20 protein-coding genes are annotated in these 26,306 nt (G+C 71.9%); 7 read left to right on the top strand and 13 right to left on the bottom strand.

Annotated features, from left to right (window positions below):
* Positions 1 to 126 precede the first annotated feature (126 nt).
* Positions 127 to 1,620, bottom strand: coding sequence for an FHA domain-containing protein (locus ACBJ32_RS00335; RefSeq protein WP_375124833.1), 1,494 nt, complete (start codon positions 1,618 to 1,620; stop codon positions 127 to 129).
* A gap of 341 nt (positions 1,621 to 1,961) precedes the next feature.
* On the bottom strand, positions 1,962 to 3,098 hold the full coding sequence (locus ACBJ32_RS00330; RefSeq protein ID WP_375124832.1) for a site-2 protease family protein: 1,137 nt from the start codon (positions 3,096 to 3,098) through the stop codon (positions 1,962 to 1,964).
* A 115-nt stretch (positions 3,099 to 3,213) separates the two neighbouring features.
* Here ACBJ32_RS00330 and ACBJ32_RS00325 point away from each other — a divergent pair, with 115 nt between their 5' ends.
* The 3 genes from ACBJ32_RS00325 to ACBJ32_RS00315 all read left to right on the top strand — a co-directional run bounded on the left by ACBJ32_RS00325 (position 3,214) and on the right by ACBJ32_RS00315 (position 6,013).
* Positions 3,214 to 4,074 carry a RecB family exonuclease gene (locus tag ACBJ32_RS00325; protein WP_357879108.1) on the top strand — a complete coding sequence of 287 codons (861 nt, stop codon included), beginning with the start codon at positions 3,214 to 3,216 and terminating at the stop codon, positions 4,072 to 4,074.
* Positions 4,075 to 4,136: 62 nt separating this feature from the next.
* A complete protein-coding gene (locus tag ACBJ32_RS00320; protein WP_375124831.1) occupies positions 4,137 to 5,333 on the top strand; it encodes a sensor histidine kinase in 1,197 nt (398 codons plus the stop codon).
* Positions 5,330 to 6,013 carry a response regulator transcription factor gene (locus ACBJ32_RS00315; RefSeq protein WP_043627946.1) on the top strand — a complete coding sequence of 228 codons (684 nt, stop codon included), beginning with the start codon at positions 5,330 to 5,332 and terminating at the stop codon, positions 6,011 to 6,013. Before ACBJ32_RS00320 ends, ACBJ32_RS00315 begins: the two co-directional genes overlap by 4 nt.
* Positions 6,014 to 6,092: 79 nt before the next feature.
* Here the strand turns inward: ACBJ32_RS00315 and ACBJ32_RS00310 are convergent, their stop codons facing one another.
* The 8 genes from ACBJ32_RS00310 to metH all read right to left on the bottom strand — a co-directional run bounded on the left by ACBJ32_RS00310 (position 6,093) and on the right by metH (position 17,129).
* Positions 6,093 to 7,082: an ABC transporter ATP-binding protein gene (locus tag ACBJ32_RS00310; protein ID WP_375125950.1), complete on the bottom strand. Its 990-nt coding sequence runs from the start codon at positions 7,080 to 7,082 to the stop codon at positions 6,093 to 6,095.
* Positions 7,083 to 7,114: 32 nt separating this feature from the next.
* Complete coding sequence (locus ACBJ32_RS00305) at positions 7,115 to 8,140, bottom strand: ABC transporter ATP-binding protein (RefSeq protein WP_357879114.1); 1,026 nt, start codon at positions 8,138 to 8,140, stop codon at positions 7,115 to 7,117.
* Positions 8,137 to 9,150 carry an ABC transporter permease gene (locus ACBJ32_RS00300; RefSeq protein ID WP_357879117.1) on the bottom strand — a complete coding sequence of 338 codons (1,014 nt, stop codon included), beginning with the start codon at positions 9,148 to 9,150 and terminating at the stop codon, positions 8,137 to 8,139. The genes ACBJ32_RS00305 and ACBJ32_RS00300 overlap by 4 nt, the downstream gene beginning before the upstream one ends.
* A gap of 87 nt (positions 9,151 to 9,237) precedes the next feature.
* Positions 9,238 to 11,004 (bottom strand): ABC transporter substrate-binding protein, encoded by a 1,767-nt coding sequence (locus ACBJ32_RS00295; RefSeq protein WP_375124830.1) that lies wholly within the window; start codon positions 11,002 to 11,004, stop codon positions 9,238 to 9,240.
* A 49-nt stretch (positions 11,005 to 11,053) separates the two neighbouring features.
* Positions 11,054 to 12,046, bottom strand: coding sequence for an ABC transporter permease (locus ACBJ32_RS00290; protein WP_375124829.1), 993 nt, complete (start codon positions 12,044 to 12,046; stop codon positions 11,054 to 11,056).
* A 237-nt stretch (positions 12,047 to 12,283) separates the two neighbouring features.
* Positions 12,284 to 12,793, bottom strand: a complete 510-nt coding sequence (locus ACBJ32_RS00285; RefSeq protein ID WP_375124828.1) for a cellulose synthase — start codon at positions 12,791 to 12,793, stop codon at positions 12,284 to 12,286.
* A gap of 102 nt (positions 12,794 to 12,895) precedes the next feature.
* The gene (locus ACBJ32_RS00280; RefSeq protein WP_375124827.1) at positions 12,896 to 13,540 is read right to left on the bottom strand and encodes an HAD family hydrolase; all 645 of its coding nucleotides are present in this window, start codon (positions 13,538 to 13,540) and stop codon (positions 12,896 to 12,898) included.
* A gap of 124 nt (positions 13,541 to 13,664) precedes the next feature.
* On the bottom strand, positions 13,665 to 17,129 hold the full coding sequence (metH, locus tag ACBJ32_RS00275) for a methionine synthase (protein WP_375124826.1): 3,465 nt from the start codon (positions 17,127 to 17,129) through the stop codon (positions 13,665 to 13,667).
* A 130-nt stretch (positions 17,130 to 17,259) separates the two neighbouring features.
* Here metH and ACBJ32_RS00270 point away from each other — a divergent pair, with 130 nt between their 5' ends.
* The 3 genes from ACBJ32_RS00270 (at position 17,260) to ACBJ32_RS00260 (ending at position 19,742) form a co-directional block, all read left to right on the top strand.
* Positions 17,260 to 17,718: a universal stress protein gene (locus ACBJ32_RS00270; protein WP_375124825.1), complete on the top strand. Its 459-nt coding sequence runs from the start codon at positions 17,260 to 17,262 to the stop codon at positions 17,716 to 17,718.
* Positions 17,719 to 18,152: 434 nt separating this feature from the next.
* A complete protein-coding gene (locus tag ACBJ32_RS00265) occupies positions 18,153 to 19,007 on the top strand; it encodes a PAC2 family protein (protein WP_357879138.1) in 855 nt (284 codons plus the stop codon).
* A 435-nt stretch (positions 19,008 to 19,442) separates the two neighbouring features.
* Complete coding sequence (locus tag ACBJ32_RS00260) at positions 19,443 to 19,742, top strand: TetR/AcrR family transcriptional regulator C-terminal domain-containing protein (protein ID WP_357879141.1); 300 nt, start codon at positions 19,443 to 19,445, stop codon at positions 19,740 to 19,742.
* 84 nt (positions 19,743 to 19,826) lie between these two features.
* Here ACBJ32_RS00260 and ACBJ32_RS00255 read toward each other — a convergent pair whose 3' ends face one another.
* Both ACBJ32_RS00255 and ACBJ32_RS00250 read right to left on the bottom strand, forming a co-directional pair.
* Positions 19,827 to 20,546, bottom strand: coding sequence for a CbiX/SirB N-terminal domain-containing protein (locus ACBJ32_RS00255; RefSeq protein ID WP_357879145.1), 720 nt, complete (start codon positions 20,544 to 20,546; stop codon positions 19,827 to 19,829).
* A 121-nt stretch (positions 20,547 to 20,667) separates the two neighbouring features.
* Positions 20,668 to 21,834 (bottom strand): uroporphyrinogen-III synthase, encoded by a 1,167-nt coding sequence (locus ACBJ32_RS00250; RefSeq protein WP_375124824.1) that lies wholly within the window; start codon positions 21,832 to 21,834, stop codon positions 20,668 to 20,670.
* 230 nt (positions 21,835 to 22,064) lie between these two features.
* Between ACBJ32_RS00250 and def the strand changes: the two genes are divergently transcribed.
* Positions 22,065 to 22,553 carry a peptide deformylase gene (gene def, locus ACBJ32_RS00245; RefSeq protein WP_375124823.1) on the top strand — a complete coding sequence of 163 codons (489 nt, stop codon included), beginning with the start codon at positions 22,065 to 22,067 and terminating at the stop codon, positions 22,551 to 22,553.
* Positions 22,554 to 22,626: 73 nt separating this feature from the next.
* Here def and ACBJ32_RS00240 read toward each other — a convergent pair whose 3' ends face one another.
* Entirely contained in the window at positions 22,627 to 26,271 is a 3,645-nt protein-coding gene (locus tag ACBJ32_RS00240) for a hypothetical protein (RefSeq protein ID WP_375124822.1), read from the bottom strand.
* Positions 26,272 to 26,306 lie beyond the last annotated feature (35 nt).

Below are 26,306 nucleotides of genomic sequence, written 5' to 3'. Positions count from 1 at the left end.
CATGGCCGCGCCATGGGACCGGCACAGCGCATGCCCGCGCCATGAGGCCGGTGCGGGCGCTTCCCCCGCTCATGCGACCGCCCGCGCCCACCCCTGGGACGCGGGCGACCAGAGCCGAAACCCCTGCTACCCCCGGTGCGCCTCGAAGCGGAGCGTCCGGGAGACCCCGACGCGGACCGTGGTCCCCGGGGCGATCGTGACGGGCTCGTTCGGCGGGATGTCGTAGAAGTTGGGGTCACCGGGCGGCTGGATCTGGGTGCCGTTGACGGAGCCCAGGTCCACCAGGTTGACGTCCCACCCGTCGAGCGCCACCCGCAGGTGGCGGCGCGAGACCGAGCCGTCGGGGCTGGTGACCTTGGCGGGCCTGGCGGTGCCGCCGGCCACCTCCGGCGCGCGCTCGGGGTCGCGGCCGAGGAGGTAGTCGCTGTCCAGGGGCAGCGCGGTGCCGTCGTCGAGGACGAGGACGCCGAGCGAGGGCCGCGGCCCCTTGTAGGGGACGAGCGTGCGCTGCACCAGGGCGATGCCGCAGACGGCGCAGTAGGGCACGCGGGGGTCGTTGAAGTGGTCGTTCTTGCAGTCGACGCCGTAGACGAGCGGGCGGTCGCCGTGGTCGCCCTGCTGCTCCTGCTGCGGCGGGCCCGGGTGGTCGTACTGGTCGGGCGGGCCGAGCACGGGCGGCGCGGGCTGGTCGTAGTGGTCGGGCGGGCCCATGTGCTGCGGGACCGGCTCGCCGACGCCGTTGCCGGAGGCGGGGGGCTCGTCGTAGGAGGGGAACTGCTGCTGCTCGTGCAGCGGCGGCTCCTGGGCGGGCTGGTAGGGCTGGTCCTGCGCCGGCGGGTAGGCCTGGTCCTGCGCGGGCTGGTAGGGCTGGTCCTGCGCGGGCTGGTAGGGCTGGTCCTGCGGCGGCAGGTAGGGAGGCGGCGGCTCCTGCGGCGTGTGGTAGGCGGGCGGCTCCATCGGCGCGGGCTGGGGCCCTGAGGGCGGGCCGGGCGTGATGGGCGGCTGGTCGGCCATCGGGTACGGCGGGCGCTCGACGGGCTGCTGCTGCTGGGGCTGGACGAGGTCGGGCTCGAGGTGGAAGCCGGTGGCGGGCAGCTCGCTGGTCAGGAGCCTGGGCTGGGCGGGGGCCGCGGGGCGGCCGGAGGACTCGCCGGTGAGGTCGCCGACGAGGCCGCCGCCGTGCACGATGCCGCCGGCGAAGCGGACGGCGGGGTGGGGGCTGCCGGCGCCGGGCAGGCTGAGCTCGACGCGCTCGACGGGGCCGCTGACGAGGCGGTCGGCCCAGGTGAGGGAGTCGCTGCCGGCCAGCCGGGTCTCGCCGCCGGAGGTGACGATGGTGGCCGAGGCGGAGCCGCTGACCAGGACGGCGACGCCGTCGCCGACGGGGCCGGCGACCGCGCAGGTGGCGGGGTCGGAGGCCATGTTGGCGGCGAGCACCTGCGCGGCGCGGCGGGCCATGGCCCGGCCGTCGCCGCCGGAGGCGGCGGTCTCGCGCAGCGCATCGATCAGGGCGTCGGCGGCCGCCTCGGCCGAGTCGCACACCAGCAGCAGCCCGCCTTCGTAGGCGACAAGCCCATTTCCAGGAAGCGGACGCACCACTCCGAAGCCTTGGTCGGTCATGCGTCCTCCCTCATGACGACCGTGCTGCGCTCATTGGTGCCCTCGCTGCGCTCGGTCACTCAACTCTCCTCCCCGGAAGCCGGCGTTGTTACGGCACCCGCACTGCCGTGCTGGCCACCAGCCATACGCATACCCAGACGACGAGGCCGTGTCGCGGCCCCCTCGTCTCGATTCGGTGAACCGGTGGACCGCAACAAACCCCTCAACTGTGCAAGTTTGGCCAAACCGAACACTATCGGCCAGTCGTGGCATCGCAGAAATCGCGGGGGTTGGCTCCGGGCCACCCGAAACTGCTGGACACGACCCTATCGAGGGGTCGCCGGTTAAACGAGTGGGACAAATCAGACGCCGGTGAAAACCCTGTTCACGTCGGCCGTCGAGAGCACGCCGTAGATCTCCCCGCCGTCCTCGACCAGCAGGTACTCGCTGCCGGGGGCCTCGCGCATGGCGTCGATGAGCGGCTCTCCGGTCAGGCCGGCGGCGAGCACCATCTGGGGCTCGAGGGTCTTGGCCAGGGAGCCGACGTTCACCCAGGGGCGGCGGTGCTCGGGGGTGGCCTGGACGGCGGCCTCGTTGACGATGGCCAGCGGCCTGCCGTCGTGGCCGACGACGACGAGCGCGCCCGCCCGCTGCTCGGCGGCCTGGCGCAGCGCCTCCGACAGCGGCGTCTCGGCCGTCACCGGGATCGCCCTGCGCGCCAGGGCTCGCGCGTTGACCTGCGGGATCCTGGCCCTGATCTTGGCGACGCGGAGCGACTGGCTGGCGCCCATCCAGATGAAGGAAGCCAGCACCAGCGGCCAGATCACGTTGGTGAAGTCCAGCTCCCGCCCGCCCGACAGCATGCTCGCGATCGGGAACACCACCAGCAGCACGGCCAGGACCCGCCCGCCCCAGGCCGCCACGACGGTGCCGGAGCCGGGGTTGCGGGTGAGCTTCCACACTCCTGCGCGCAGCATCCTGCCGCCGTCGAGCGGCAGCCCGGGCAGCAGGTTGAACACGCCGACGATGAGGTTGGCGAACCACAGCTGCCAGGTGAGCACCTCGAGGATGCCGCGGTCGTTGATCAGGTAGACGTCGGCGACGAGGCCGAGCCCGGCCAGGCCGAGCGAGAGCGCGGGGCCCGCGGCGGCGACCATGAACTCCTTGCCCGGCGTGGGGGGCTCCTTCTCGATCTCCGACACGCCGCCGAGGAGGTAGAGGGTGATCCTGCGGACCGGCAGGCCGTACGCCTTGGCCAGCACGCTGTGGGCCAGCTCGTGCAGCAGCACCGAGACGTACAGCAGCACCGCGAACAGGAACGCCACGCCGTAGGCGGCGAAGTCGTCGAGCTGGGGCAGCATCTGGCGCATCTGGGGCCCGAACATGACGGTGATGAAGGCCGCCACGAGGAACCAGGTCCATGAGACGTACACCGGAATGCCGAACGGCTTCCCCATCCGGATGCCGGAGGACTCCTGCCGCGGGCTCTGCTCGCTCACCGCACTCCTTGAACGTCCATTACGTGCTGTTGCTGCCTTGATGCTACGCGCCCGATCACGTGATCCTCGTTCCGCGGCGGTTATTCTGTCGGGGTCTTGACCTAGAGTGCGGTGCATGACGTTGACCGAGCCGGTGATCATCGGAGCTCTCTCCCCGTCCCGGGCGGGCGATTTCATGACGTGTCCGCTGCTCTATCGCTTCCGGGTGATCGACCAGCTCCCGGAGAAGCCGTCGCAGGCGGCGGTGCGGGGCACGGTGGTCCACGCGGTGCTGGAGCGCCTGTACGACCTGCCGGCGCCGGGCCGCTCGGTGGAGGCGGCGCTGGAGCTGCTGGAGCCGCAGTGGGAGCGGCTGCTGGCCGACGACCCGCAGTACGCGGGGATGTTCGCCGACGAGGCGGAGCAGGCGCAGTGGCTGGGGCAGGCGCGGGAGATGCTGCGGCGCTACTTCACGCTGGAGGATCCGACGCGGCTGGAGCCGGCCGAGCGGGAGCTGTACGTCGAGGCGGTGCTCGACGGGGGGCTGATGCTGCGGGGTTACGTCGACCGGCTCGACGTGGCGCCGACGGGCGAGATCCGGGTGGTCGACTACAAGACGGGCAGCGCGCCGGGGCCCGACTTCGAGGCCAAGGCGCTGTTCCAGATGAAGTTCTACGCGCTGGTGCTGTGGCGGCTGCGCGGCAGCGTGCCACGGCTGCTGCAGCTCGTCTACCTGGGCGGGCAGGGCGAGGTGCTGCGGTACGCGCCGGACGAGGCGGATCTGCTGGCCACCGAGCGCAAGGTGATGGCGCTGTGGGCGGCGATCGAGCGGTCGCTGGAGACGGGCGAGTGGCGGGCGCGGCGCAGCCGCCTGTGCGACTGGTGCGACCATCAGGCGCTGTGCCCGGAGTTCGGGGGCACGCCGCCGCCGGTGCCCGACCGGCAGCCGGGTGACACGGTGCGCAGCAGCCGCCGCTCGGCCACGGACGAGCTGTAGGGCGGCGCTTATCCTCCCGGAGTAGGAGGTTCCCGGCTCTCACCTGGTCTTACAGTGAAGCGGTGCGCATAGATCGGAGCAGGCTCCACGACACGGTGCTCGCCGGGGTGGTGGCAGCGGCCTCCGTGGCCCTGTTCGCGCTGTACGGGCCCGATCGGCTGCAGGCCGAGGGCCTCCCGGTCGAGGGCATGCGGCAGCCGGACGTGTTCGGGGCGCTGCTGCTGGTGGCGGCGTCGGCTCCGGTGGCGGTGCGCCGCCGCTGGCCGCTGTCGGCGCTGTGCGCGGGGCTGGTGCCGGAGACGCTGCTCAACGGGCTCGGCTACGGCACGGGCATGTCGAGCCTGGCCGGGATCGTGCTGCTGTACTCGGTGGCGTCCTACCGGGGGCTGGCGATCGCGCTGGCGGGGCTGGTGCTGTCGCTGGTGACGTACCTGGCGGGCGCCGTGTCGGCCCCGGTCAGGGTGGGCGGCGCCAGCGAGTACGTCGTGACCGCCGTGGTGCTGGTGGCGGTGTGGGGGGCGGGGCGCAGCCTGCGGTTGCGCCGGGCGTACCTGGAGGAGCTGAAGGACCGGGCGGCGCGGCTGGAGCGGGCGCACGCGGCCGACACGCGGGCGGCGCGGGCGGAGGAGCGGTCGAGGATCGCGCGCGAGCTGCACGACGTGGTGGCCCACCATGTGAGCGTGATGACGGTGCAGGCGGCGGCCGCGCGGCGGGTGCTGGCCTCCGATCCCGACCTGGCGCGGGAGGCGCTGTCGGCGATCGAGCACACGGGGCGGCTGGCGATGACGGAGATGCGTAACATCGTGGGCGTGCTGCGTACCGACACCAGGGCCGACGCGCGGGCGGAGCTGGGGCCGCAGCCGGGGGTGCGGGATCTGCCGTCGCTGGTGGAGCAGATGCGGGAGGCGGGGCTGCCGACGCGGCTGCTGGTGACGGGCGAGCCGGTGCCGCTGCCCGCGGGGGTGGACCTGGCGGCGTACCGGCTGGTCCAGGAGGGGCTGACCAACAGCCTGCGGCACGCGGGCGCGGGGGCGGAGGCGGTCGTCACGGTCCGGTACGAGCCGTACGAGCTGGACGTGCGGGTGGAGGACGACGGGAAGGGGCCGGCGCAGGAGATGGAGCTGTCGTCGCCGTCAGGGCATGGTTTGGTGGGCATCCGCGAGCGTGTGGCCCTCTATGGTGGAATCCTGAACATCGGTCCGCTACCGGGGGGCGGTTTCGAGGTGCGGGCGAGGCTCCCGTTGAAGGACGGCCAATGACGATCAGAGTGCTGCTGGTGGACGACCAGCCGCTGCTGCGTACCGGTTTCCGCCTGATACTCGAGGCCGAGCCCGACATCACGGTGGTGGGGCAGGCGGGCGACGGCAAGGACGCGCAGGAGCAGACCAGGGCGCTGCTGCCCGACGTGGTGCTGATGGACATCCGGATGCCCGGGGTCGACGGCATCGAGGCGACCCGCAGGATCGTGCGGGAGGCGGCGCCGTCGGCGCACGTGCCGAAGGTGCTGGTGCTGACGACGTTCGACCTCGACGAGTACATCGTGGAGGCGCTGCGTTCCGGGGCGTCGGGGTTCCTGCTGAAGGACGTGCCGCCGGACGAGCTGGTGCAGGCGATCCGGGTGGTGGCGGCGGGCGACGCGATCGTGGCGCCGAGCGTGACGCGGCGGCTGCTGGACCGGTTCGCCACGCGGCTGCCGTCGGCCTACGAGCAGGCGGCGCCGGCGCGGCTGGACCGGCTGACCGAGCGGGAGCTGGAGGTGCTGCGGCTCATCGCCAAGGGCATGTCGAACGCGGAGATCGCGGCCAAGCTCGTGGTGAGCGAGACGACGGTGAAGACGCACGTCGGCAACGTGCTGACCAAGCTGGGGCTGCGTGACCGCGTGCAGGCGGTGGTGCTGGCCTACGAGACGGGGCTGATCACGCCGGGCGCCATCTCCTGAGGACGCCCGGCGCGGCGGTTCAGCCGGCCGTGACCCAACCGGCCGTGACCCAGCCTGCCGTGACCCAGCCTGCCGTGACTCAGCCGGTCGTGACGGCGGGGGTGCTCGGCGCCTGCTCGGGGGCCTTCTCCGGGAAGTGGCAGGCCACCCGGTGGCCGTCGGCCAGCTGCGCCAGCGGCGGCTCGACCTGCTTGCAGATGTCCTGCGCCTTCCAGCAGCGGGTGTGGAAGCGGCAGGCGGGCGGCGGGTTGAGCGGGCTGGGCACGTCGCCGACGAGCCGGATGCGCTCGCGTTCCTTGCGCGACTTCGGGTCGGGCACGGGCACGGCGGACAGCAGCGCGTTGGTGTACGGGTGCATGGGCGACTCGTACAGCCGCTTGCGGTCGGCGATCTCGACGATCTTGCCGAGGTACATGACGGCGACGCGGTCGCTGATGTGCCGCACCACCGACAGGTCGTGGGCGATGACGACGTAGGTCAGGTCCAGCTCGTTCTGCAGGTCTTCGAGCAGGTTGACGACCTGGGCCTGGATGGACACGTCGAGCGCGGAGACGGGCTCGTCGGCGATGATCAGCTTGGGTTTGAGCGCGAGCGTGCGGGCGATGCCGATGCGCTGGCGCTGCCCGCCGGAGAACTCGTGCGGGTAGCGGTTGTAGTGCTCGGGGTTGAGCCCGACCAGCTCCAGGATGTCCTGGACGGCCTTCTTGATGCCGTTGTCGGTCTTGACGCCCTGGATGCGGAAGGGCGCGCCGACGATCGCGCCGACCGTGTGCCGGGGGTTGAGCGACGAGTAGGGGTCCTGGAAGATCATCTGCATGTCGCGGCGCAGCGGCCTGAGCCGGCCCTGCGACATGTGCGTGATGTCCTGGCCCTCGAAGACGATCTTGCCGGCGGTGGGCTCGAGGAGCCTGGTCACCAGCCGTCCCGTGGTGGACTTGCCGCAGCCGGACTCCCCCACCAGGCCGAGCGTCTCGCCCTTGAACACCTCGAAGTCGATCCCGTCGACCGCCTTGACGGCGCCGACCTGCCTTTTGAGCAGGCCCTTGGTGACGGGGAAGTGCTTCTCCATGTTGTGCACGGAAAGAAGCGGCTCGTTGTCGCTCACGGAGTCTCCAGCGCTGGCTTGATCTCGTTCTCCCACAGGTCCCGCCGTTCGGCCCGGTCGAGGTGGCAGCGCACCAGGTGGCCGCCCTCGGTCTCGGTCAGGGCCGGCACCTCGGTCCTGTCCTTGCCGCCGGTCTTCTCCGCGTACGGGCAGCGCGGGTGGAAGGCGCAGCCGGACGGCACGTTGATCAGCGACGGCGGGGAGCCCTTGATCGGCATGAGGCGTTCGGTGGGCTCGCGGTCGAGGCGGGGCATCGAGCCCAGCAGGCCCCACGTGTAGGGGTGCTCGGGGCGGTAGAAGATGTCGTCGGTGGTGCCGTACTCGACGCACTTGCCGCCGTACATGACGAGGATGTCGTCGGACAGCTCGGCGACGACGCCCAGGTCGTGGGTGATGATGATGAGCGCTGAGTTGAACTCGCGCTGCAGGTCGCGCATGAGATCGAGGATCTGGGCCTGCACCGTCACGTCGAGCGCGGTGGTGGGCTCGTCGGCGATCAGCAGCTCGGGGTCGCACGACAGCGCCATGGCGATCATGGCGCGCTGGCGCATGCCGCCGGAGAACTCGTGCGGGTAGGCGTCGACCCGGCGCTCCGGCTCGGGGATGCCGACCCGGCCGAGCATGTCGACGGCGTGCTTGCGGGCGACCTGCTTGGAGACGTTGTTGTGGATCCGGTACGCCTCGATGATCTGGTGGCCGACCGTGTAGAACGGGTGCATCGACGACAGCGGATCCTGGAAGATCATCGCCATCTTCTTGCCGCGCAGCCTGCGCACGTGCTCGGCGGAGGCGCCGATGAGCTCCTCGCCGTCGAGCCAGATCTCACCGGAGAGCCTGGCGCGGCCGCCCTTGTGCAGGCCGAGCACGCCGAGGCTGGTCACGCTCTTGCCGGAGCCCGACTCGCCCACGATGCCCAGGGTCTTGCCGCGTTCGAGGCTGAACGACAGGCCGTCCACGGACTTGACCAGACCGTCGTCGGTCGGGAAATGGATCTTCAGATCCTTGACGTCAAGGAAGCTCATGACAACCTCACCCTCGGGTCGACCACGGCGTACAGGAGGTCGACGACCAGGCTCGCGACCACCACGAAGCCGGCGGCGACGAGCACGACACCCATGACCTGGGGCAGGTCCTGATTCCTGATGGCCAGGATGGCGAACTGGCCGAGCCCGGGCAGAGTATAGGTGGTCTCGGTGAGGATGGCGCCGCCGATGAGCAGGCCGAAGTCGATGCCGAACAGGGTCAGGATCGGCGTGAGCGCGGCGCGCAGGCCGTGCTTGGTCACGACCTGGTTCTCGCGCAGGCCCTTGGCCCTGGCGGTGCGGATGTAGTCCTCGCCCATCGTCTCCAGCATGCCCGCACGGGTCAGCCGCGCGTAGGTCGCGGCGAACAGGAACGCCAGCGTGATCCACGGCAGCAGCAGGTTGTAGGCCCACTGGGCGGGGTTGACGGTGAAGTCCGTCCACGCGCCGCCCGGCGGGGTCCAGCCCAGGCCGTAGCTGAAGACGACCAGGGAGATCATGCCGGTGAAGAAGATCGGCAGGGACACGCCGGCGAGGGCGGTGCCCATCGAGATCCGGTCGAAGATGCTGCCTCTGCGCAGCGCGGACAGCACGCCCACGCTGACGCCCGCCACCACCCAGAGGATCGCGGCGCCGATGGCCAGGGAGAAGGTCACCGGCATGCGGTCCACCAGGTCGGGCCAGACGGGCTGGCCGCTGATGAAGGAGTAGCCGAAGCAGGGCGCGGGGCACTGCTCGACGCCGGCGCCGTAGTCGTACTCGGCTCCGGCGAACAGGCCCTTGACGAACCTGCCGTACTGCACGACCACCGGGTCGTTGAAGCCGAGCCGCTCCGCGACCAGTGCCACGGTCTCCGGCGTGGCCGCGCGCCCGACGTAACGCGAGGCGAGGGCCTCGGGTGTCGCCCCCGCCCACTGCGGCACCACGAAGAAGATGCCGAAGGTGACCATGCTGATCACGATCAGCATGGCGAAGGCGCCGATCAGACGCCTGATGATGTATGTGACCACCGCTGTCGGCCGAGTGGCCCGCCCGCCGCGGGCGGGCCACTCCTGCCTTCACCTGCCTTCGCTAGATCCCCGAACCCGGTTCAGCCGTCACTGAACGCCGAGCAGGACGTAGTCGTACATGCTCTGGCCTTCGTTGTAGGCGAGGTTCGTCACGCCCTGACCGCGCATCAGCAGCGACTTGGCCCACACCACGGGAAGGATGGAGGCGTCCTCCATGACCTTCTTGTCGACCTCGACCCACAGCTTGGCGCGGGCCGCGGCGTCGAGCTCCGCGGAGGCCTGGTCGATCAGCTTGTCGACCTCGGGGTTCTTGACGCTGAGGTTGTAGTTGCCGGCGTCGCGGATGGTGCGGCTGTCGACGATGGCCTGCATGAAGCCGTAACCGTCGGGCCAGTCGGAACCCCAGCCGTGGGTGGCCAGGCCGATGCCGTTCTCCTTGACGTAGTTGACGTTACCCGCGTAGTCGGAGAAGTAGCTGGAGGCCGGGAAGCCCTTCAGCTCCAGCTTGATGCCGACGCGGGCCAGCGCCTGCTGCATCGCCTCGGCCAGCGCCTTCTCGCGCGGGCGGTCGGAGCGGAACGACATGTTGGTGGTGAAGCCGTTCGGCTGGCCGCAGGCGGCGAGCGCCTCCTTGGCCTTGTTGACGTCACCCTTGTTCTCGGGGCTGGCGTACAGGTCGAACTTCTCCTGGCCGACGATGGGCGGCGGCATCACGTTCGTGGCGATGTCGCCACCGGCCACCGGGCCGCCGTAGGCGGTCTGGTTGGCGACGCGGTCGGCGGCCCACATGACGGCCTTGCGGCAGTTGACGTTGTCCAGCGGCTTGGTGTCGGGGATGACCGACACGTACCAGAGCCTCGGGATCGTCGGGTTGTCCGTACGGGCCTTCAGCGCCGGGTCCGGCAGCACCTTGCCGAGCGCGGCGGGCTGCATGCCGGTGCCGGGGATGTCGAGCTGGACGCTGCCCGAGATGAGCTGGTTGTCCAGGTCGTCGGCGTTGACGTTGAGCTGGACCTCGATGCGGTCCGGCAGCGCGGGACGGTTCGGGTCCGTCGCCGGGTCCCACTGGTCGTTGCGGACCAGCGTGAAGCGCTTGCCGATCTCGTTCGTCTCGAACTTGTACGGGCCGGAGGAGACGACCTTCTCCTTGTACTTGGCGCCCGTGTCCTTGGCCTTCGGCACCGGGGCCGTCATCGGCATCTGGACGACGTAGTCCATCGACGCGAACGGCTTCTTCAGGTGGAAGACGACCGTGGTGTCGTCGGTGGCCTCGACCGCCGACTTGTAGTCCACGTCGGGGGTCTCGTAGACGCCCTTGAAGTCCTTCGGCCAGTCGAGCAGCTCGTTGAGGTAGGAGGGGCCGTGCGTGAAGGTCTTCTTGTCGAAGGAGCGGGCCACCGCGTACGCCACGTCCTTGGCGGTGATCGGCGTGCCGTCCTCGAACTTCAGGCCGCTCTTGAGCTTGTACGTCCAGGTCTTGCCGTCAGGGCTGGGCTGGCCGAGCCCTTCCGCCAGGTCGGGGACGACCGTGTTGCCCTCGGGGCCGGGACCCGGCTTGTACATCGTCAGCGTCCGCCAGTAGAACCGGCCGAAGTTGAACGAGTAGCCGTAGTAGGTGTCGGCCGGGTCGAGGCTGTCCCAGTCGGAGGAGTGGGCCGCCTTGAGCGTCCCGCCCTTCTTCTGGGACGGGTTGTACACCTGCGTCAGAGCGACGTTGGCCGCGGGTTGCGCGGCGCCGCCTGCCGCCGACTGGGCGGGCTGGCTGGGAGTGCCGCCACCTCCGCCGCCACAGGCGGAGAGCACCAAGGCGAGCGCCGCTGTCGCGGCTCCTGCCAGTGCGTGTTTCCTTCTCATTGACTAACCCCTTGATGAGTGGGATGCGGGGGATGAAGCGTTGGCGGGCTCAGTGCGCCCGCGGGTCGAAGGCGTCCCTCAACCCGTCGCCGAACAGGTTGAACGCCAGGACGGTGATGAAGATCGCCAGACCCGGGAAGAGCACGAAGTGGGGCAGCGTGTAGAAGCGGACCGCTTCGGAGAGCATGCCACCCCAGGTCGGGGTGGGCGGGTTGATGCCGACGCCGAGGAAGGACAGCGCGGCCTCGAACAGGATGTTGGTCGGGATGAGCAGCGTCGCGTACACCAGGATCGGCGCCAGCAGGTTCGGCAGCACCTCGCGGAACAGGATGTAGCCGTGGCGCGCGCCGAGGCTCCTGGCGGCGTCGACGAACTCGCGCTCACGCAGCGAGAGCGTCTGGCCGCGGACGATGCGGCCGATGCTGGGCCAGCTGAAGAACCCGATGATGAAGATCAGCATGGCGATGCGCAGGCCGTCGCCCTGGAGCCCGAACCCCTCGTTGGGCATGACGCCGACCAGCGCGATGGCGAAGACCAGCAGGGGGAAGGCCAGGAAGACGTCCATGATGCGGCCGATGACCTGGTCGACCCAGCCGCCGAAGTAGCCGGCGACGACGCCCATGACGGTCCCGATGACCACCGACACCATGGTGGCCAGGAAGCCGATCAGCAGCGAGATCCAGGCGCCGGCGACGATCCGGCTGAAGATGTCGCGGCCGTTGACCGGCTCGACGCCGAGCAGGTACTCGCCGCTCATGCCGCCGAAGTTGCCCGCGGGCAGGAGCGTGTTCGGGTCGATCTGGTCCTGGTGGAACTCCAGCGGCGGGTGCCCGAACAGGGAGATGATCGGCGTGGAGAAGATCGCCACGAGGATCAGCAGGAGCACGACGACGCCACCGCCGAGTGCCACCTTGTCGCGGCGCAGGCGCATCCACGCGATCCTTGTCAGCGATCGGCCCTGGATGGCCTGGCCCGCTCCCTTGAGCACCGACTCCGGATGTGCCTCCGCCGCGGAACCGGAAACGTCTAGCGGTGCGGTCATGCCGAGATGCCCCCTGGTACAAGACAACGCTGTCTTAACGCGTGGTTACAGTAGACCCGACTCGCGGACCTCAGGAGGCAGAATCTATGGCCTGAGCTGCTATGACTAGTCCCTCAGGCCGCTATGTGGCTAATCTGTGATTGTTGCGAAACTCATTCGTATCGATCTTGAAGGAATGTCGTGAACAGGTTCCGGTTGCGTCTCGGAACCGTGACACAAACACCTCCGGCAAGTGGATCAGCTGATGCCGCGCCGCTTGAGGAGTTCCTCGATGTCGGAGAAGTCGTCGTCGGCCTTGCTCGCGGGCTTCTGGGAGACGGCCGGCCGCTGCGGCTTGCCCGGGGCCTGCGGCGCCTTACCCGCGGCGGGAGCCTGCTTGGCCGGGCCGGCCTGCGCCGGCGCGCCGGCGGCGTCGCTCTTCTTCTTGCGGCCGGGCGACAGCTTCCTGCCGCGCATCACACCGGACACCACGAACAGCACCACCGACAGCCCCGCCACGGCCACGCCGGCCCACACGGCCGGGTTGAACACCAGGCCGGTCACGAAGCCGGCCACCGTGGCGCCGATCCTCCACAGGGCCTGCAGCGCGCCCGTCAGATAAGCCGCGACCGGCAGCAGCGCCCACGCCGTCACCCGTAGCCCCGCCGCCGCTCCCCTGCGCCTGAAGGCCAGGAACGCCAGCGCCAGCCCGGCAAGGCTCACGCCCGCGCACAGCGGCAGCCAGGCGATCGCCTCGAAGTTACCCATCTCGCCGCCCCCTCGTCATCGCTCGCTCGTGCCCTCCATCCTGGCACGCGGAGGCTTGTCCGCCTCCTCCGCGAGAACCACATTTCCCTTAGGGGTAACGCGTCAGGACGGCAGAAGATCCCTGAGATCGGCGACCCCGATCTCCGTCAGGGACGGGACCACCAGCCGGCCGGGCGCCGGCTCGACGGGCAGCAGGCTCGGCACGGCCACGACGGCGCAGCCGGCCGCGGTCGCGGCGGCCACGCCGTTCGGGGAGTCCTCCAGGACCACGCACCGGACGGGCTGCACGCCGAGCAGCCGGGCGGCCGTCAGGTACGGCTCCGGGTCCGGCTTGGTACGGGTGACGTCGTCGGCGGTCACCACGACGTCGAAACGCTCCCTGCCGACGCTCTTGAGCACCGCGTCGGCGATGTCCTTGAGCGAGGAGGTGACCAGCCCCACCGGCACCCCCTCGGCGCGCAGGGCGTCGAGCAGCTCGGAGGCGCCGGGCATGACGCGCACCCCGGCCGACAGCCGGCTCACCATGCCGGTGACCATCCACTCGCGCACGCTCTCCGGCGGCACGCTCGCGCCCGAGACGGCCAGCATGTACTCGACGGTGCGCTCCATCGAGCCGCCGACGAGGTGGGCCTGGTGCTCGGGGGTCCACTCGGCGCCGAGCCTGGCCATCACCTCGGTCTCGATCTGCAGCCAGACGCGCTCGCTGTCGACCAGCAGGCCGTCCATGTCGAAGAAAGCCGCTTGCATTCCTGTCCCCGATCGGTGCTGCCACCCGCCGCCGCGGACCACGTGCATGGTGCGTGTCCGGGCTGAACGGCGGGCGGAATCGTGCCCGCCCGCGCGTGAACGGCGGGCGGGCGGACGTCTGCTGTCAGACGTTGAAGTACTTGGCCTCCGGGTGGTGGGCGACCAGCGCCGAGGTGGCCTGCTCCGGGTGGAGCTGGAACTCCTCCGACAGCGTCACCCCGATGCGCTCCGGCGCGAGCAGCTCGAACAGCTGCTTCTGGTCCTCCAGGTTCGGGCAGGCCGGGTAGCCGAAGGAGTAGCGGCAGCCCTGGATGTTGACCTTCAGCATGTCGTCGAGCGACTCCTCGCCGCCGATCCCCCACTCCGAGCGGACCCGGGCGTGCCAGTACTCGGCCAGCGCCTCGGTGAGCTGCACCGACAGGCCGTGCAGCTCGAGGTAGTCGCGGTAGGCGTCCTTGGCGAACAGCTCGGCCGTGGCCTCGGAGATCTTCGCGCCCATGGTGGCCACCTGGAAGCCGACCACGTCCACCTCACCGGAGTCCTTGCCCCGGAAGAAGTCGGACAGGCACAGGTGCCGGTCGCGGCGCTGGCGCGGGAAGGTGAAGCGGGTGCGCTCGCTGCCGTCGTCGTCGAGGATGATCAGCGAGTCGCCGTCGGCGACGCACGGGAAGTAGCCGTAGACGACGGCCGCCTCCAGCAGGCCCTCGGTCTGCATGCGCTCGAGCCACATGCGCAGCCGCGGCCGGCCCTCGGTCTCGACCAGCTCCTCGTAACCGGGCCCGTCGCCGCCCCTGGTGGGCTTGAGGCCCCACTGGCCGAGGAACAGGGCCCGCTCGTCGAGGAAGGCGGCGTACTCGTTCAGCGAGATGCCCTTGACCACGCGGTCGCCGTGGAACGGCGCGCGCGGGACCGGGTTGTCGGCGGCCACGTCGGAGCGGGCGGGCAGCTCCTCGACGGGCGTGCGGACGAGCGTCGCGCCGGTCTTGACGCGCCGCTCGCGCAGCGGCGGCAGCGTCGCGCCCTGCACGCCGCGCTTGACGGCCATGAACGCGTCCATCAGCCGCAGCCCCTCGAACGCGTCGCGGGCGTAGCGCACCTCGCCCTCGAACAGCTCGGCCAGGTCCTGCTCGACGTAGGCGCGGGTCAGCGCGGCGCCGCCGAGCAGCACCGGGTACTTCTCCGACAGGCCCCTGGAGTTCATCTCCTCCAGGTTCTCCTTCATGATGACCGTCGACTTCACCAGCAGCCCGGACATGCCGATGACGTCGGCCTTCTGCTCGTCGGCGGCCTCCAGGATGGCCGAGACGGGCTGCTTGATGCCGAGGTTGACGACCTGGTAGCCGTTGTTGGACAGGATGATGTCGACGAGGTTCTTGCCGATGTCGTGCACGTCGCCCTTGACGGTGGCCAGCACGATGCGGCCCTTCGTCTCGCCCTCGACGCGCTCCATGTGGGGCTCGAGGTAGGCCACGGCCGTCTTCATCACCTCGGCCGACTGCAGCACGAACGGCAGCTGCATCTGGCCGGAGCCGAACAGCTCGCCGACCGTCTTCATGCCGTCGAGCAGCACGTCGTTGATGATCTCCAGGGCGGGGCGCTGCTCCAGGGCGACGTCGAGGTCGGCCTCCAGGCCCTTGCGCTCGCCGTCGATGATGCGCCGCTTGAGCCGCTCCCACAGCGGCAGCGCGGCCAGCTCCTCGGCCTTGCCGGCGCGCATGACGGCGGCGTCCACGCCCTCGAACAGGTCCATGAACCTCTGCAGCGGGTCGTAGCCCTCGCGGCGGCGGTCGTAGACCATGTCGAGCGCGACCTGGCGCTGCTCGTCGGGGATGCGCGCCATCGGCAGGATCTTCGAGGCGTGCACGATCGCGGAGTCGAGCCCGGCGTTGACGCACTCGTTGAGGAACACCGAGTTGAGCACCATGCGGGCGGCCGGGTTGAGGCCGAAGCTGATGTTGGACAGGCCCAGCGTGGTCTGCACGCCCGGGTAACGGCGCTTGAGCTCGCGGATGGCCTCGATGGTCTCCAGTCCGTCGCGCCTGGTCTCCTCCTGGCCGGTGGCGATGGGGAAGGTCAGGCAGTCGACGATGATGTCCTCGACCCGCATGCCCCAGTTGGTGGTCAGGTCCTCGATGAGGCGGCTGGCCACGCGGACCTTCCAGTCGGCGGTGCGGGCCTGGCCCTCCTCGTCGATGGTCAGCGCGACCACGGCCGAGCCGTGCTCGCGCACCAGGCGCATGATCTTCTGGAAGCGGGAGTCGGGGCCGTCGCCGTCCTCGTAGTTGACGGAGTTGACCGCGGCGCGCCCGCCCAGCATCTCGAGGCCGGCCTGCAGCACCGCGGGCTCGGTCGAGTCGAGCATGATCGGCAGCGTGGAGGCGGTGGCGAAGCGGAAGGCCAGCTCCTTCATGTCGGCCACGCCGTCGCGGCCGACGTAGTCGACGCACAGGTCGAGCATGTGGGCGCCGTCGCGGGCCTGGTCGCGGGCCATCTCGACGCAGTCGTCCCAGCGGCCCTCCAGCATGGCCTCGCGGAAGGCCTTGGAGCCGTTGGTGTTGCAGCGCTCGCCGATGGCCAGGTACGAGGTGTCCTGCCGGAACGGGACGGTCTGGTAGAGCGAGGAGGCGCCCGGCTCGGGATGCGGGCGGCGCGTGGCGATCTCCCGGCCCCTGACCCGCTCGACGACCTGGCGCAGGTGCTCGGGCGTGGTGCCGCAGCAGCCGCCGACCAGGGACAGGCCGTAGTCGCGGGTGAAGGTCTGGTGGGCGTCGGCCAGCTCCCCTGCCGACAGCGGGTAGTAGGCGCCGTCGGCGGTCAGCACGGGCAGGCCGGCGTTGGGCATGCAGCTCAGCTTGAGCCGGGAGTGGCGGGCGAGGTAGCGCAGGTGCTCGCTCATCTCGGCCGGGCCCGTCGCGCAGTTGAGGCCGACGATGTCGACGCCGAGCGGCTCGATCGCGGTCAGCGCGGCGCCGATCTCGGAGCCGAGCAGCATCGCGCCGTTGGTCTCGATGGTCACCTGCGCGATGATCACGATGTCGCGGCCGGCGGCTTCGATGGCCATCCTGGCGCCGACGACGGCGGCCTTGACCTGCAGCAGGTCCTGGCACGTCTCGATGATCAGCGCGTCGGCGCCGCCCGCGATCAGGCCGGCCGCGTTGTCGCGGTAGGCGTCGCGCAGGCTCGCGTACGGCAGGTGGCCGAGGGTGGGCAGCTTGGTGCCGGGGCCCATGGAGCCGAGCACGAAGCGCGGCTGGTCGGGCGTGGACCAGTGGTCGGCCGCCTCGCGCGCGATCCTCGCGCCGGCCTCGGAGTATTCGAAGACTCGGTCGGAGATGTCGTACTCGCCCAGCGCGGCCAGGTTGGCGCCGAAGGTGTTGGTCTCCACGCAGTCGACACCGACGGCGAAGTAGGCGTCGTGCACACCGCGCACGATGTCGGGGCGGGTGACGTTGAGCACCTCGTTGCAGCCCTCGTGCCCGTGGAAGTCGTCGATCGTCGGGTCCTGGGCCTGGAGCATCGTGCCCATCGCCCCGTCGGCGACGATCACACGCTGGGCCAACACTTCTCTGAAGGTCGGGGAGATGCTCATGGGGTAGAGCTTATCGGGTGCGTCTTGAGCGCTGCTCGCGCGCGGGTATAGGCGGACCTTTTCCCGCATCCTCGGATAAACGCTATCGTACGAGACGTCAATTGTACGCGGCGTCCAATTGGGGGCTCGTATGGCCTACCGCACCGTCCTCGTCGGCACCGACGGCTCCGCCTCCTCCTTCCGCGCCGTCTCGGCCGCCGCCTCCCTGGCCGCGGCCACCGGCGCCACGCTCGTGCTGGCCTGCGCGTACCTGCCCATGCGGGAGAGCACACGGGCCGCCGCCGCCGACCGGCTCGGGGAGCTGGCGTACAAGGTGAGCGGCTCCACCCCCGCCGACGACGCGCTGCGGGCGGCCCGCGAGCACGCCGTGGCGGCGGGCGCCTCGGAGGTGCTGCTGGCGGCCGAGCAGGGGGAGGCGGTGGACGTGCTCGTGTCGCTGGCGTCCCGGCACGGGGCCGATCTGCTCGTGGTGGGCAACCGGGGGCTCAACAGCCTGGCGGGGCGGCTGCTCGGATCGGTGCCGTCGGGGGTGACGCACCGGGCCTCGTGCGACGTCCTCGTCGTCCACACGACGGCCGGGGGCCGCTGAGCACACCCGCACCCCAGGACGGCGGCACTCCGGACTGCCGCGCGGGGCAGGCGTCGCGGCGCACACGCGGCGGGCGACGCCGCGGGCCGGTCGCGCAGCGCGCCGCCGAGTTCGCGGCTCGCGAACGCCCGCCGGCTCCGGAGCCCGGCGGCGGAGCGGACGGGGGCCGGTGCGGCGGTCGTCAGGCGCGCCCGCGCGGGGACGCGCGGGCCGGGCGAGCCCGTGCCGGGCGGGCCGTCCACCAGCCGTTACGCGGCGTTCGAGCCCGTACGCCGCCGCCGGCCCCGCCGCCGCGCGCCGCCGAGCCGCCCGCCTCCCCCACCAGCCCGCACGCCCCAAGGGCGGGCGCAGGGCCGCGTTCGGGGGGAGATCGGTGACGGCGATGCCTCCTTACCGCATAGGCTAAGCGGGACGATGGAGAGAGGAGGCGACACGTGATAGAGCTCGAAGGGCTCCCCGAGCTCGTCGACCCGGTGCTCATTGCCGCGTTCGAAGGGTGGAACGACGCGGGCGAGGCTTCCAGCGGTGTGATCGCCCACCTCGAGTCGGCGTGGAAGGCCGAGCCGCTCATCGCGCTCGACCCCGACGACTACTACGACTTCCAGGTCACCCGGCCCGTGGTCGAGATGAGCGACGGCCTGACCCAGTCGATCGTGTGGCCGACCACGCGGCTGCTGCGCGCCCGTCCTGCGGGCGTGGAGCGCGACGTCGTGCTGCTGCGCGGCATCGAGCCCAACATGCGCTGGCGCTCGTTCTGCGACGACATCATCTACATCTGCCGCGAGCTGGGCGTCGAGCTGGCCGTCATGCTCGGCGCGCTGCTCAACGACTCGCCCCACACCCGGCCCGTGCCGATCCTGGGCGGGGCGACCAACGCGGGCCTGGCCCGCTCGACGAACCTGGAGCTGAGCCGCTACGAGGGCCCGACGGGCATCGTGGGGGTGCTGCAGCACTCCTTCGGCAAGGCCGGGCTGGACGCGATCTCGCTGTGGGCGTCGGTGCCGCACTACGTGGCCCAGCCGCCCAACCCGAAGGCCACGCTCGCGCTGCTGCGCCGGCTGGAGGACGTGCTGGAGATCCCGATGCCGCTGGGCGACCTCGACGAGGAGGCCCGGGCCTGGGAGCGCGGCGTGGACGAGCTGGCCGCGCAGGACAGCGAGGTGGCCGAGTACGTCAAGGAGCTGGAGGAGCGCAAGGACGCGGCCGAGCTGCCCGAGGCCAGCGGCGATGCGATCGCGGCCGAGTTCGAGCGCTACCTGCGACGTAGAGATCGCGACACTGACAGCTAACCTTCAGGTATTAAGTTCCACATCTTTTCCCGCTTTCGGGTAATAATCGGGACCCGTATAAGTTTGCACCAAGTTGGGACCCTAGATTTAAGCGCCCCCTAAATCCCGGGACCGTCCGGGACCTCGGCTTCGCACGTGATGCCTGCTCAACTGACCGCGCACGTTAGGCATGCCATGGCGACACCTCACGCAGACCCGCACCACAGGAGCCAGGACACCAGGCAGCGGGTCCTCCAGATGGCCGTCTCGCTCAGGGAGGACCGCACCGGCGGCTCGGTGGACTACTTCCTCGCCCTGCTGCAGGATCGGCTCCCCTTCTGGCTGAGCATTCTTCACGATCTCTCCCACCGCATCGGAAAAGGGTCTGTATCGGACAACCTTCTACCGATTGCTCGTGCGGGGATTGACTACTACATAGATGTACAAAGCGCGGCGTTGCCCGCCTTCACCTCCCCGAACGTGACGGTCCGCTTCCGCCAGGCCATCCGCGACAACGGGCTCGGGCCGCGTACGGAGACGGCGCCGCTGGCCGCGTACCTGGCGGCCGAGCAGCGGCTGGGGCGGGTGCGGCCCGACGTGGACCCGGAGGCGAGCGCGCGGCTGCTGGTCGCGGGCTGCTTCCATCGGGCCTACATCGAGATGTTCGTCGGCGCGGACGCCGGGCCCGCGCGCGAGGTCAGCGCCCGCGAGATCGTACGGGAACTGCGGCTGGAGCCCGTCCCCCAGCCCGCGTGACGGCCGGGGCGGATCGCCGCCCGGCGAGCGCCCCACCCGTGCCCGTCCAGAGGCCGGGAGGCCCGGCGGGTGGCCGGGCCGGGGTCAGGCGCGGCGCAAGGGCTGCGGCTCCGCGGTGGTGCGGTGGCGGCGGTGCAGGGCCTGGTCGTAGCGGTGCCAGATGAGGGCCGCCACGTCCGGGTCCGCGCCCAGGGGCTCGCTGACCAGGCCGGCGCCGGCCGAGGCGAGGCGGTCGTGGAAGAAGCCGGGCGCCAGCACGTACGAGGCGATGGCCACGCGGGCGGCCGGGGTCGAGGCGAGCCGTTCCATGGCCTCCTCCAGCGACGGCGTGCCCGCCGAGGCGAAGGCGGCCGTGACCGGGCGCGCCAGGCGTACGGCGAGCCGGTGGGCGGCGGCGCGCACGTCGGCCAGCGCCGAGGGGTCGGAGGAGCCGGCCGCGCCGAGCAGGACGGCGTCCGTGGAGCGCAGGCCCGCCCGCGCCAGCTTGCGTGCCAGCGCCGAGGTCAGGAGCCGGTGCGGGCCGAGCCAGCCGGCCACCACCGCGTCCGGGCGGTGCTCGGCGATGACCTCGGGCAGGTCGATGTGCACGTGGTAGCCGCCCGCCAGCAGCAGCGGCACCACGACCACCGGGCCGCGGACCTCGGGCAGGACCTCCGCCAGGAGGGGCGAGCTGATCTCCAGGTAGCTCAGCTCCACGCGTTGCCCCGGGCGGGCCCTGCGGACCGCTTCCGCCAGCTCCGAGAGGGTCCGCTCCCCCTCGGCGCTGCGCGTTCCGTGTGCGGCCAGGACGAGTGCGGGCGTCACCGGCTTCCTCCGGCGCGCCTGCCGCGGCCGGAGAACGGGGTGGCGCAGGGCATGGTGCTCTCCTCGTGGTGGTGGTGGTGGTGATGACGACGGTGCTGGAGGAACCGCGCGGCCGTGGAGGTCAAAGGCCCGCCTCGTACAGGCAGGCGAGCCGGTAGCCGCGCTTGACCACCGTCTCGACGATGCCGCTGGGCCCGAGGGCGCGGCGCAGCCGGGTGATGGCCATCTCGACGGCGTGCTCGGCCGAGTCGCGCGCCACGCTGCCCGGCAGCACCGTACGCAGCTCGGCCCGCGACACCACGTGCCCCGGCTTGTCGGCCAGGCGCTTGAGCACCGCCATCGGGGCGGGCGGCAGGGGGCGCAGCTCGCCGTCCACGACCACGGCGTGGCCGCGGATCTCGAGCCGGTGGTCGCCGGCCGTGAGGCGGGTGACGCCGTGCTCCGGCAGGTGGCGGGCCAGGGCACGGGCCAGCGCGCCGAGGCGGGAGCGGTCCGGCTGGAGGGTGGGGACGCCGCGCGAGGTGAGCGGCTCGGCGGTGACGGGCCCGACGCAGGCCGCCACAACCGATCCGCTGAACGCGGCCAGCAGCGCCTCCTCCAGCCCCTCCGACCTGGCGGCGCCGAGCATGGCGTGCACGGCGGGCGCGCTGGTGAAGGCGACCGCGTCCACGGAGCCGGTGATGGTCTGGCTGATCAGGCGGCGCAGCGGCGAGATGTCGCGGTACGGCAGCCACCGGTAGACCGGGATCTCGATCACCTCGGCCCCGGCCTCGCGCAGCGCGGCCACGAAGTCGGTGAGCGGCTCGCCGTGCTGCTGCACCGCGATGCGCCGCCCGTGCAGGTCCTGGGCCAGGAGGTAATCCTTGACCTCGTTGCACGACTCGGTCGAGGGGGTCCAGTGGTCGTTGAGACCGGCGGCGCGCACCGCTCCCCTGGCCTTAGGGCCGCGGGTGAGCAGGCGGGCCTTGGACAGGTGCTCGCCCAGGTCGGCGGACAGGCCCCAGCCCTCGGCCGCGGCCATCCAGCCGCGGAAGCCGACGCCGGTGGTGACCACGACGTCGTCGAGCGGCCCTTCCAGGCTCTGCCGGGTGGCGGCGAGCAGGTCGGCGTCCTCGGCCAGCGGGACGAGCCGGATGGCGGGGGCGCTGACCACGCGCGCGCCGCGGCGCTCCAGGAGCGCCCCGAACTCCTCGCGCCGTCGCGTCGCGGTGACGCCGACGGTGAAGCCCGCCAGGGCGTCCGGCGCCGTCTCCGGGGAAGAGCCGCCCTCTTGGGGAAGCGCGCTCATGCCTGCACCTCCAGGTAGTCGATGATGCCTGGCCGGGCCCCGAGCACCCGGCCAGGCATCACAGGCGCGTGTGACGCAAGTGAGATCACCCTCCGATACTCGTTCCGGGTGGTTTCGCCGCTGGGTCTCTTCTGTTACCGCTGTGCTACAAGGCACGACCTTCGCGATTGGCGGGGCGCACTCCAGGGAAGCGTTCATCGTGACGATCGCGGCCTATCGGGGAGTTGCGGGTGACGGTCCGGCCTATTCGCATGTTCGATGATCCGGTGCTCCGCTCGGTCACGGCGCCGATCCAGGATTTCGATCGGGAGCTGAGACGGCTGGTCAAGTCGCTGACCGCGACCATGCGGGCGGCGTCGGGGCGGGCCGGGCTGGCGGCTCCGCAGATCGGGGAGCCGGTGCGGGTGGTGGTCTACTCCTACGACGGCAAGTCGGGCCACCTGGTCAACCCCCGGCTGGAGCTGTCGGAGCGCAAGGTCACCGCGGACGAGGCGTGCCTGTCGGCGCCCGGCGTGTGGTGGCCACTGGAACGCTCCTACATGGTCACGGCGCGTGGCCGCGACATGTTCGGCAAGCCGGTCACGGTGCGCGCGCTCGGGGTGCTGGCCAGGGTGCTGCAGCACGAGGTCGACCACCTCGACGGGGTGCTGTTCAGCGACCACCTCGAAGCGGCCGAGCGCGAACGGTTCCTCGCCGAGGCCCTGCCCACCGGCCGCTGAGCCGGCCGGGAGAGCGAGCCGCTGAGCCGGCGGGGGGGCACGCCGGGCGAGCAGCCGGGTAGGCTGCTCGGGGTCAGCGGCAGGTCTCGCGATAGGCCAGTTCGGGGATGTGCTGCCGCCACTCGGCCGGGGTCAGGCCGCCGTCCCGCCGGCAGATCGCGGCGATGGCGGCGCCGGGTTCGACGGTGATCTGCCGCAGGGCCCCGTCGCCGGACGAGACGAGCAGAGCGGTCCGGCTGAACGCCACGGCCGGCACGGAGACGGTGTAGTAGCTGATCGGGATGGCGATCCGCTGATCCGCCCGCCAGTCCCAGAGCTGGATGCCGAACTCGCCTTCACCGCCGACGGCGGCGAGCAGCTCGCCCCGCGGGGAGGGGACGAGCGCGGCGATCGCGGCCGTGTGCAAGGTTTGCGGCGGGGCCAGGGGCCTGCGCAGCCGCCTGTCCCAGAACGTCAGGCGCCCCTCCCGATCGCCGACCGCGGCCTTGTCCCCCACGAAGACGATCCGCCCCTTGGCACGGGCGTCGGACGGATGCCGGTGCAGCTCTCCCGTGACCGTGTCGACCAGGATGCGTCCCTTGGTGGATCCGTCCACGAGCAACCGGCGCCCGTCCGGTTCGAAGACCAGAGCCCGCGAGCCCGCGTCGGGGACGGTGCGGATCCAGCTCCTGGCGCGGGCGTCCCACAGCTCCAGGTCGCCGATGTACGGCCCGCCCGGCGCCGCCGCGTCGCCGGGTTCCGCGCTGAGGAGAGCGACCGCGAGGGTCCTGCCGTCGGGTGAGAAGGCCGCGGACAGCACTCCGACGGCTCCCTGCCCGCGCACGCGGAACTCGCCGGCGCCGCGGCCGCTCGCGGCGTCCCACAGGGTCACCACGGGGGAGGCGGGGTGGGTGAGCGCGAGCGTGCGCCCGTCGGGGCTGAACACCGGGAAGTAGGCCGTCTCCCCCGGGAGGTCGCCGACGGGCAGCGGGCCGCCCACGGGGGCGCGCGCGGCGACGTCCCACACGCGCACCTCCGGCCTGCCGTCGTGGTGACGCGACGTCACCAGGTAGCGGCCGTCCGGGCTGAACAGCCGCTCGCCGCCTCCCGGAGCGAGCACCTCGGGGCGGGTGTACGGGGAGATGTCCAGGACGTTCACCGTGCCGTACTGGCCGGGCACCCGGAGAAGCCGGGCATCCGGCGAGAACCGGGGCTCCGCTCCGGCGACGTCCGAGTGGACCGTGGAGCTCAGCAGCAGCGTCCCGTCCTCCACCCGCCACAGGATCACCCATCCGCCGCGCCGCGTCCCGGCCAGGAACCGGCCGTCGGAGCTGAACTCCAGCCGTTCCGCGGGCGGGAGCAGCGGGCCCGGCACCTCCTCACCCGAGGAGAGGTCCCACAGCCGGACACCGTCGGGCGTCGAGATGGCCAGGTGCTTCCCGTCCGGGCTGAACACGCCGTCCGTGGCGGTCTCCGGCAGCGAGGGCGCCCGCAGCGGCTCGCGCTCGCCGATGTCCCAGAGCCGCGCTGGGGGCCCGGGGCCCGCCCCGCTGCCGGAGGCCGGCCGGATGACCAGGGCCAGCCGGCCGTCCGGGCTGATGGCGCTGACGGGCAGGCCGAGCACGCTGGTCCGGTCCGCGATGCTCACGGCCTCGGGCGTCCCGTCGCGGACCCCGATGAGATGGCGGCCGTCCGGGCTGAACCTCGTGGGGTCGAGGCGGGGGAAGGCCACCCCGAGGTCCGTCAGGCCGCCGGCGCCGGCGGCCCACACCTGCGCGCTGGTCCCGTCGTGCACCGCCAGCGTGCGGCCGTCAGGGCTCCACACCACCTCCGAGACGTGCGGCCCGTTCCACCTCGCGCTCGCGACCTCCTTGTTCGCGGCCAGGTCGAGCACGCGCAGCGCGCCCGGCTCCAGCGCCGTGCCCGGGGTGTAGACGGCCAGCCTGGCGCCGTCCGCGCTGAGCCCGTGCACCAGGTCCGCCGGGCCGTACGGGGCGGTGACGACGTCCACCAGGGGCAGCGCCATCGAGTCGATCAGCTCGCTCCTGGCCTCGGGGACCGGGGCGATGCGCCAGGCCGCGGCGCTCAGCCGGCGGGCCAGCTTCGGGTCGCTCGTCCGCAGGGCGGCCGCGCGCCTGGCGGCCAGCCGGGCCGTCGCCTCCGCCAGCCGGTCGTCGGCCAGGCCGGCCTGACGGACGGCGGCTCCCGCCGCGGCCATGGCGACCACCAGCAGGACCGCCAGGACGGCGGCGACGGCGACCCGCGTCCGGGAGGTGCGCCGGGCCAGTGCCGCGCTCGCGCCGGCGAAGTCCCGTTCCAGGGGAGTCAGGTCGCCCGGCTCGGCGAGCAGCTTCTCCAGGGCGGCCAGGCGGGCGCCCCGGTAGAGGAGCCCGGCGTCGCGGCCGTGCGCCTCCCAGGCCCTGGCCGCGTCGGTGAGCTGCCGGTGCGCGCGCAGCCGGTCGCGCCCGTCGTCCACCCAGCCACGCAGCCGCGGCCACGACTCGATCAACGCCTCGTGCGCGAGCTCGACGGTGTCCTGGTGGAGGGTCAGCAGCCTGGCCCCGGCCAGCAGCTCGATGACCAGCGCGGTGTCCGCCTCCCCGTGCGGGTCCAGCTCGGCGCGGGCGGCGGGCCGGCGGGTCGCCTGGGCCTGCTCGCCCGGATGGATCAGCCTGAGCAGGATCCGCCGGGCGGTCGCCGCCTGCGCGGGCGACAGCCCGGCGTGGAGCTCCTCGGCGGTGTGGCTGATCGCGCCGTGGACCCTGCCCACGCTCTCGTAGGCGTCGAGGGTCAGCATCTTTCCCGTACGGCGGCGCCAGACCTCCCGCAGCGCGTGCGACATCAGCGGAAGCGCCCCCGGCTCGCCGGTGACGTCGGCGATGACGCGGGCCGTCAGCGCCCGCTCCACGGTCAGGCCCTCGGCCGTGGCCGGCCGGACGATCGCCTCCCTGAGCTCGTCCTGGTCCATCGGGCCGACGAGCAGGCCGCTCTCGCGCAGGGCCGCGGTGAGCGCGCGGTGCTCGGCGCATCGCCCGTAGAAGTCGGCGCGGACCGCGATGACCACGGCCGTCTCGTCCGGCGCCCGCCGCGCGTCGAGCAGCAGGTCGATGAACCGTTCCCGCTCGCGCTGGTCCTGGCAGAGCGTGAACACCTCCTCGAACTGGTCGACCACGATCAGGGCCCCGGCCGGGAGCCGGTCGGCGTGCCGCATCGGATGTTCTCCCGGGGTGAGCATCAGGCACTCCCGCGGGGCATCCGCGGCCATGGCGGGCACGAGCCCGGCGCGTAACAGGGACGACTTGCCGCTGCCTGAGGAGCCGAACACCGCGGCGAAGCGATGGCGCCGGAGCAGCTCGCGCAGCTCCCCGACGAGCCGGTCGCGGCCGAAGAAGCGCCCGGCGTCGTGGGTGCCGTAGGAGGCCAGGCCCGGGTACGGCCCGGCCGCGCCGTCGTCGTCCGCTCTCTCGCGGGCCAGCTCGCGAGCGGTATCCCGCCAGGCGCGCTCCCACGCGCCGGCGTCCCCGCCGCACGCCTCGACGAAGGCGAGGACGACGGGCAGTGACGCCAGCCGCTCCCCCGCAGCCGCCTGCGACAGCGTGGTGACCGAGTAGCCGGCGCGCCCGGCCATGGCCCGGTAGGTGAGGCCGCCCGCTTCCTGGCGCAGCTTGCGCAGCTCGAAGGCGAAGCGCTGCACCGGCCCCGCCGCCGGGTCCACCGGGCTCTCACGACGGCCCGCCACCGCTACGGGGCTCCCGGAGCCGAGCTGAGCATTGT

The organism is Nonomuraea sp. GTA35, assembly GCF_041950525.1.
In the GTDB taxonomy this organism is placed as follows: Bacteria; Actinomycetota; Actinomycetes; order Streptosporangiales; family Streptosporangiaceae; genus Nonomuraea.
The sequence above is the reverse complement of the archived record's forward strand: the minus strand, read 5'-3'. Positions and strand labels throughout refer to the sequence as shown.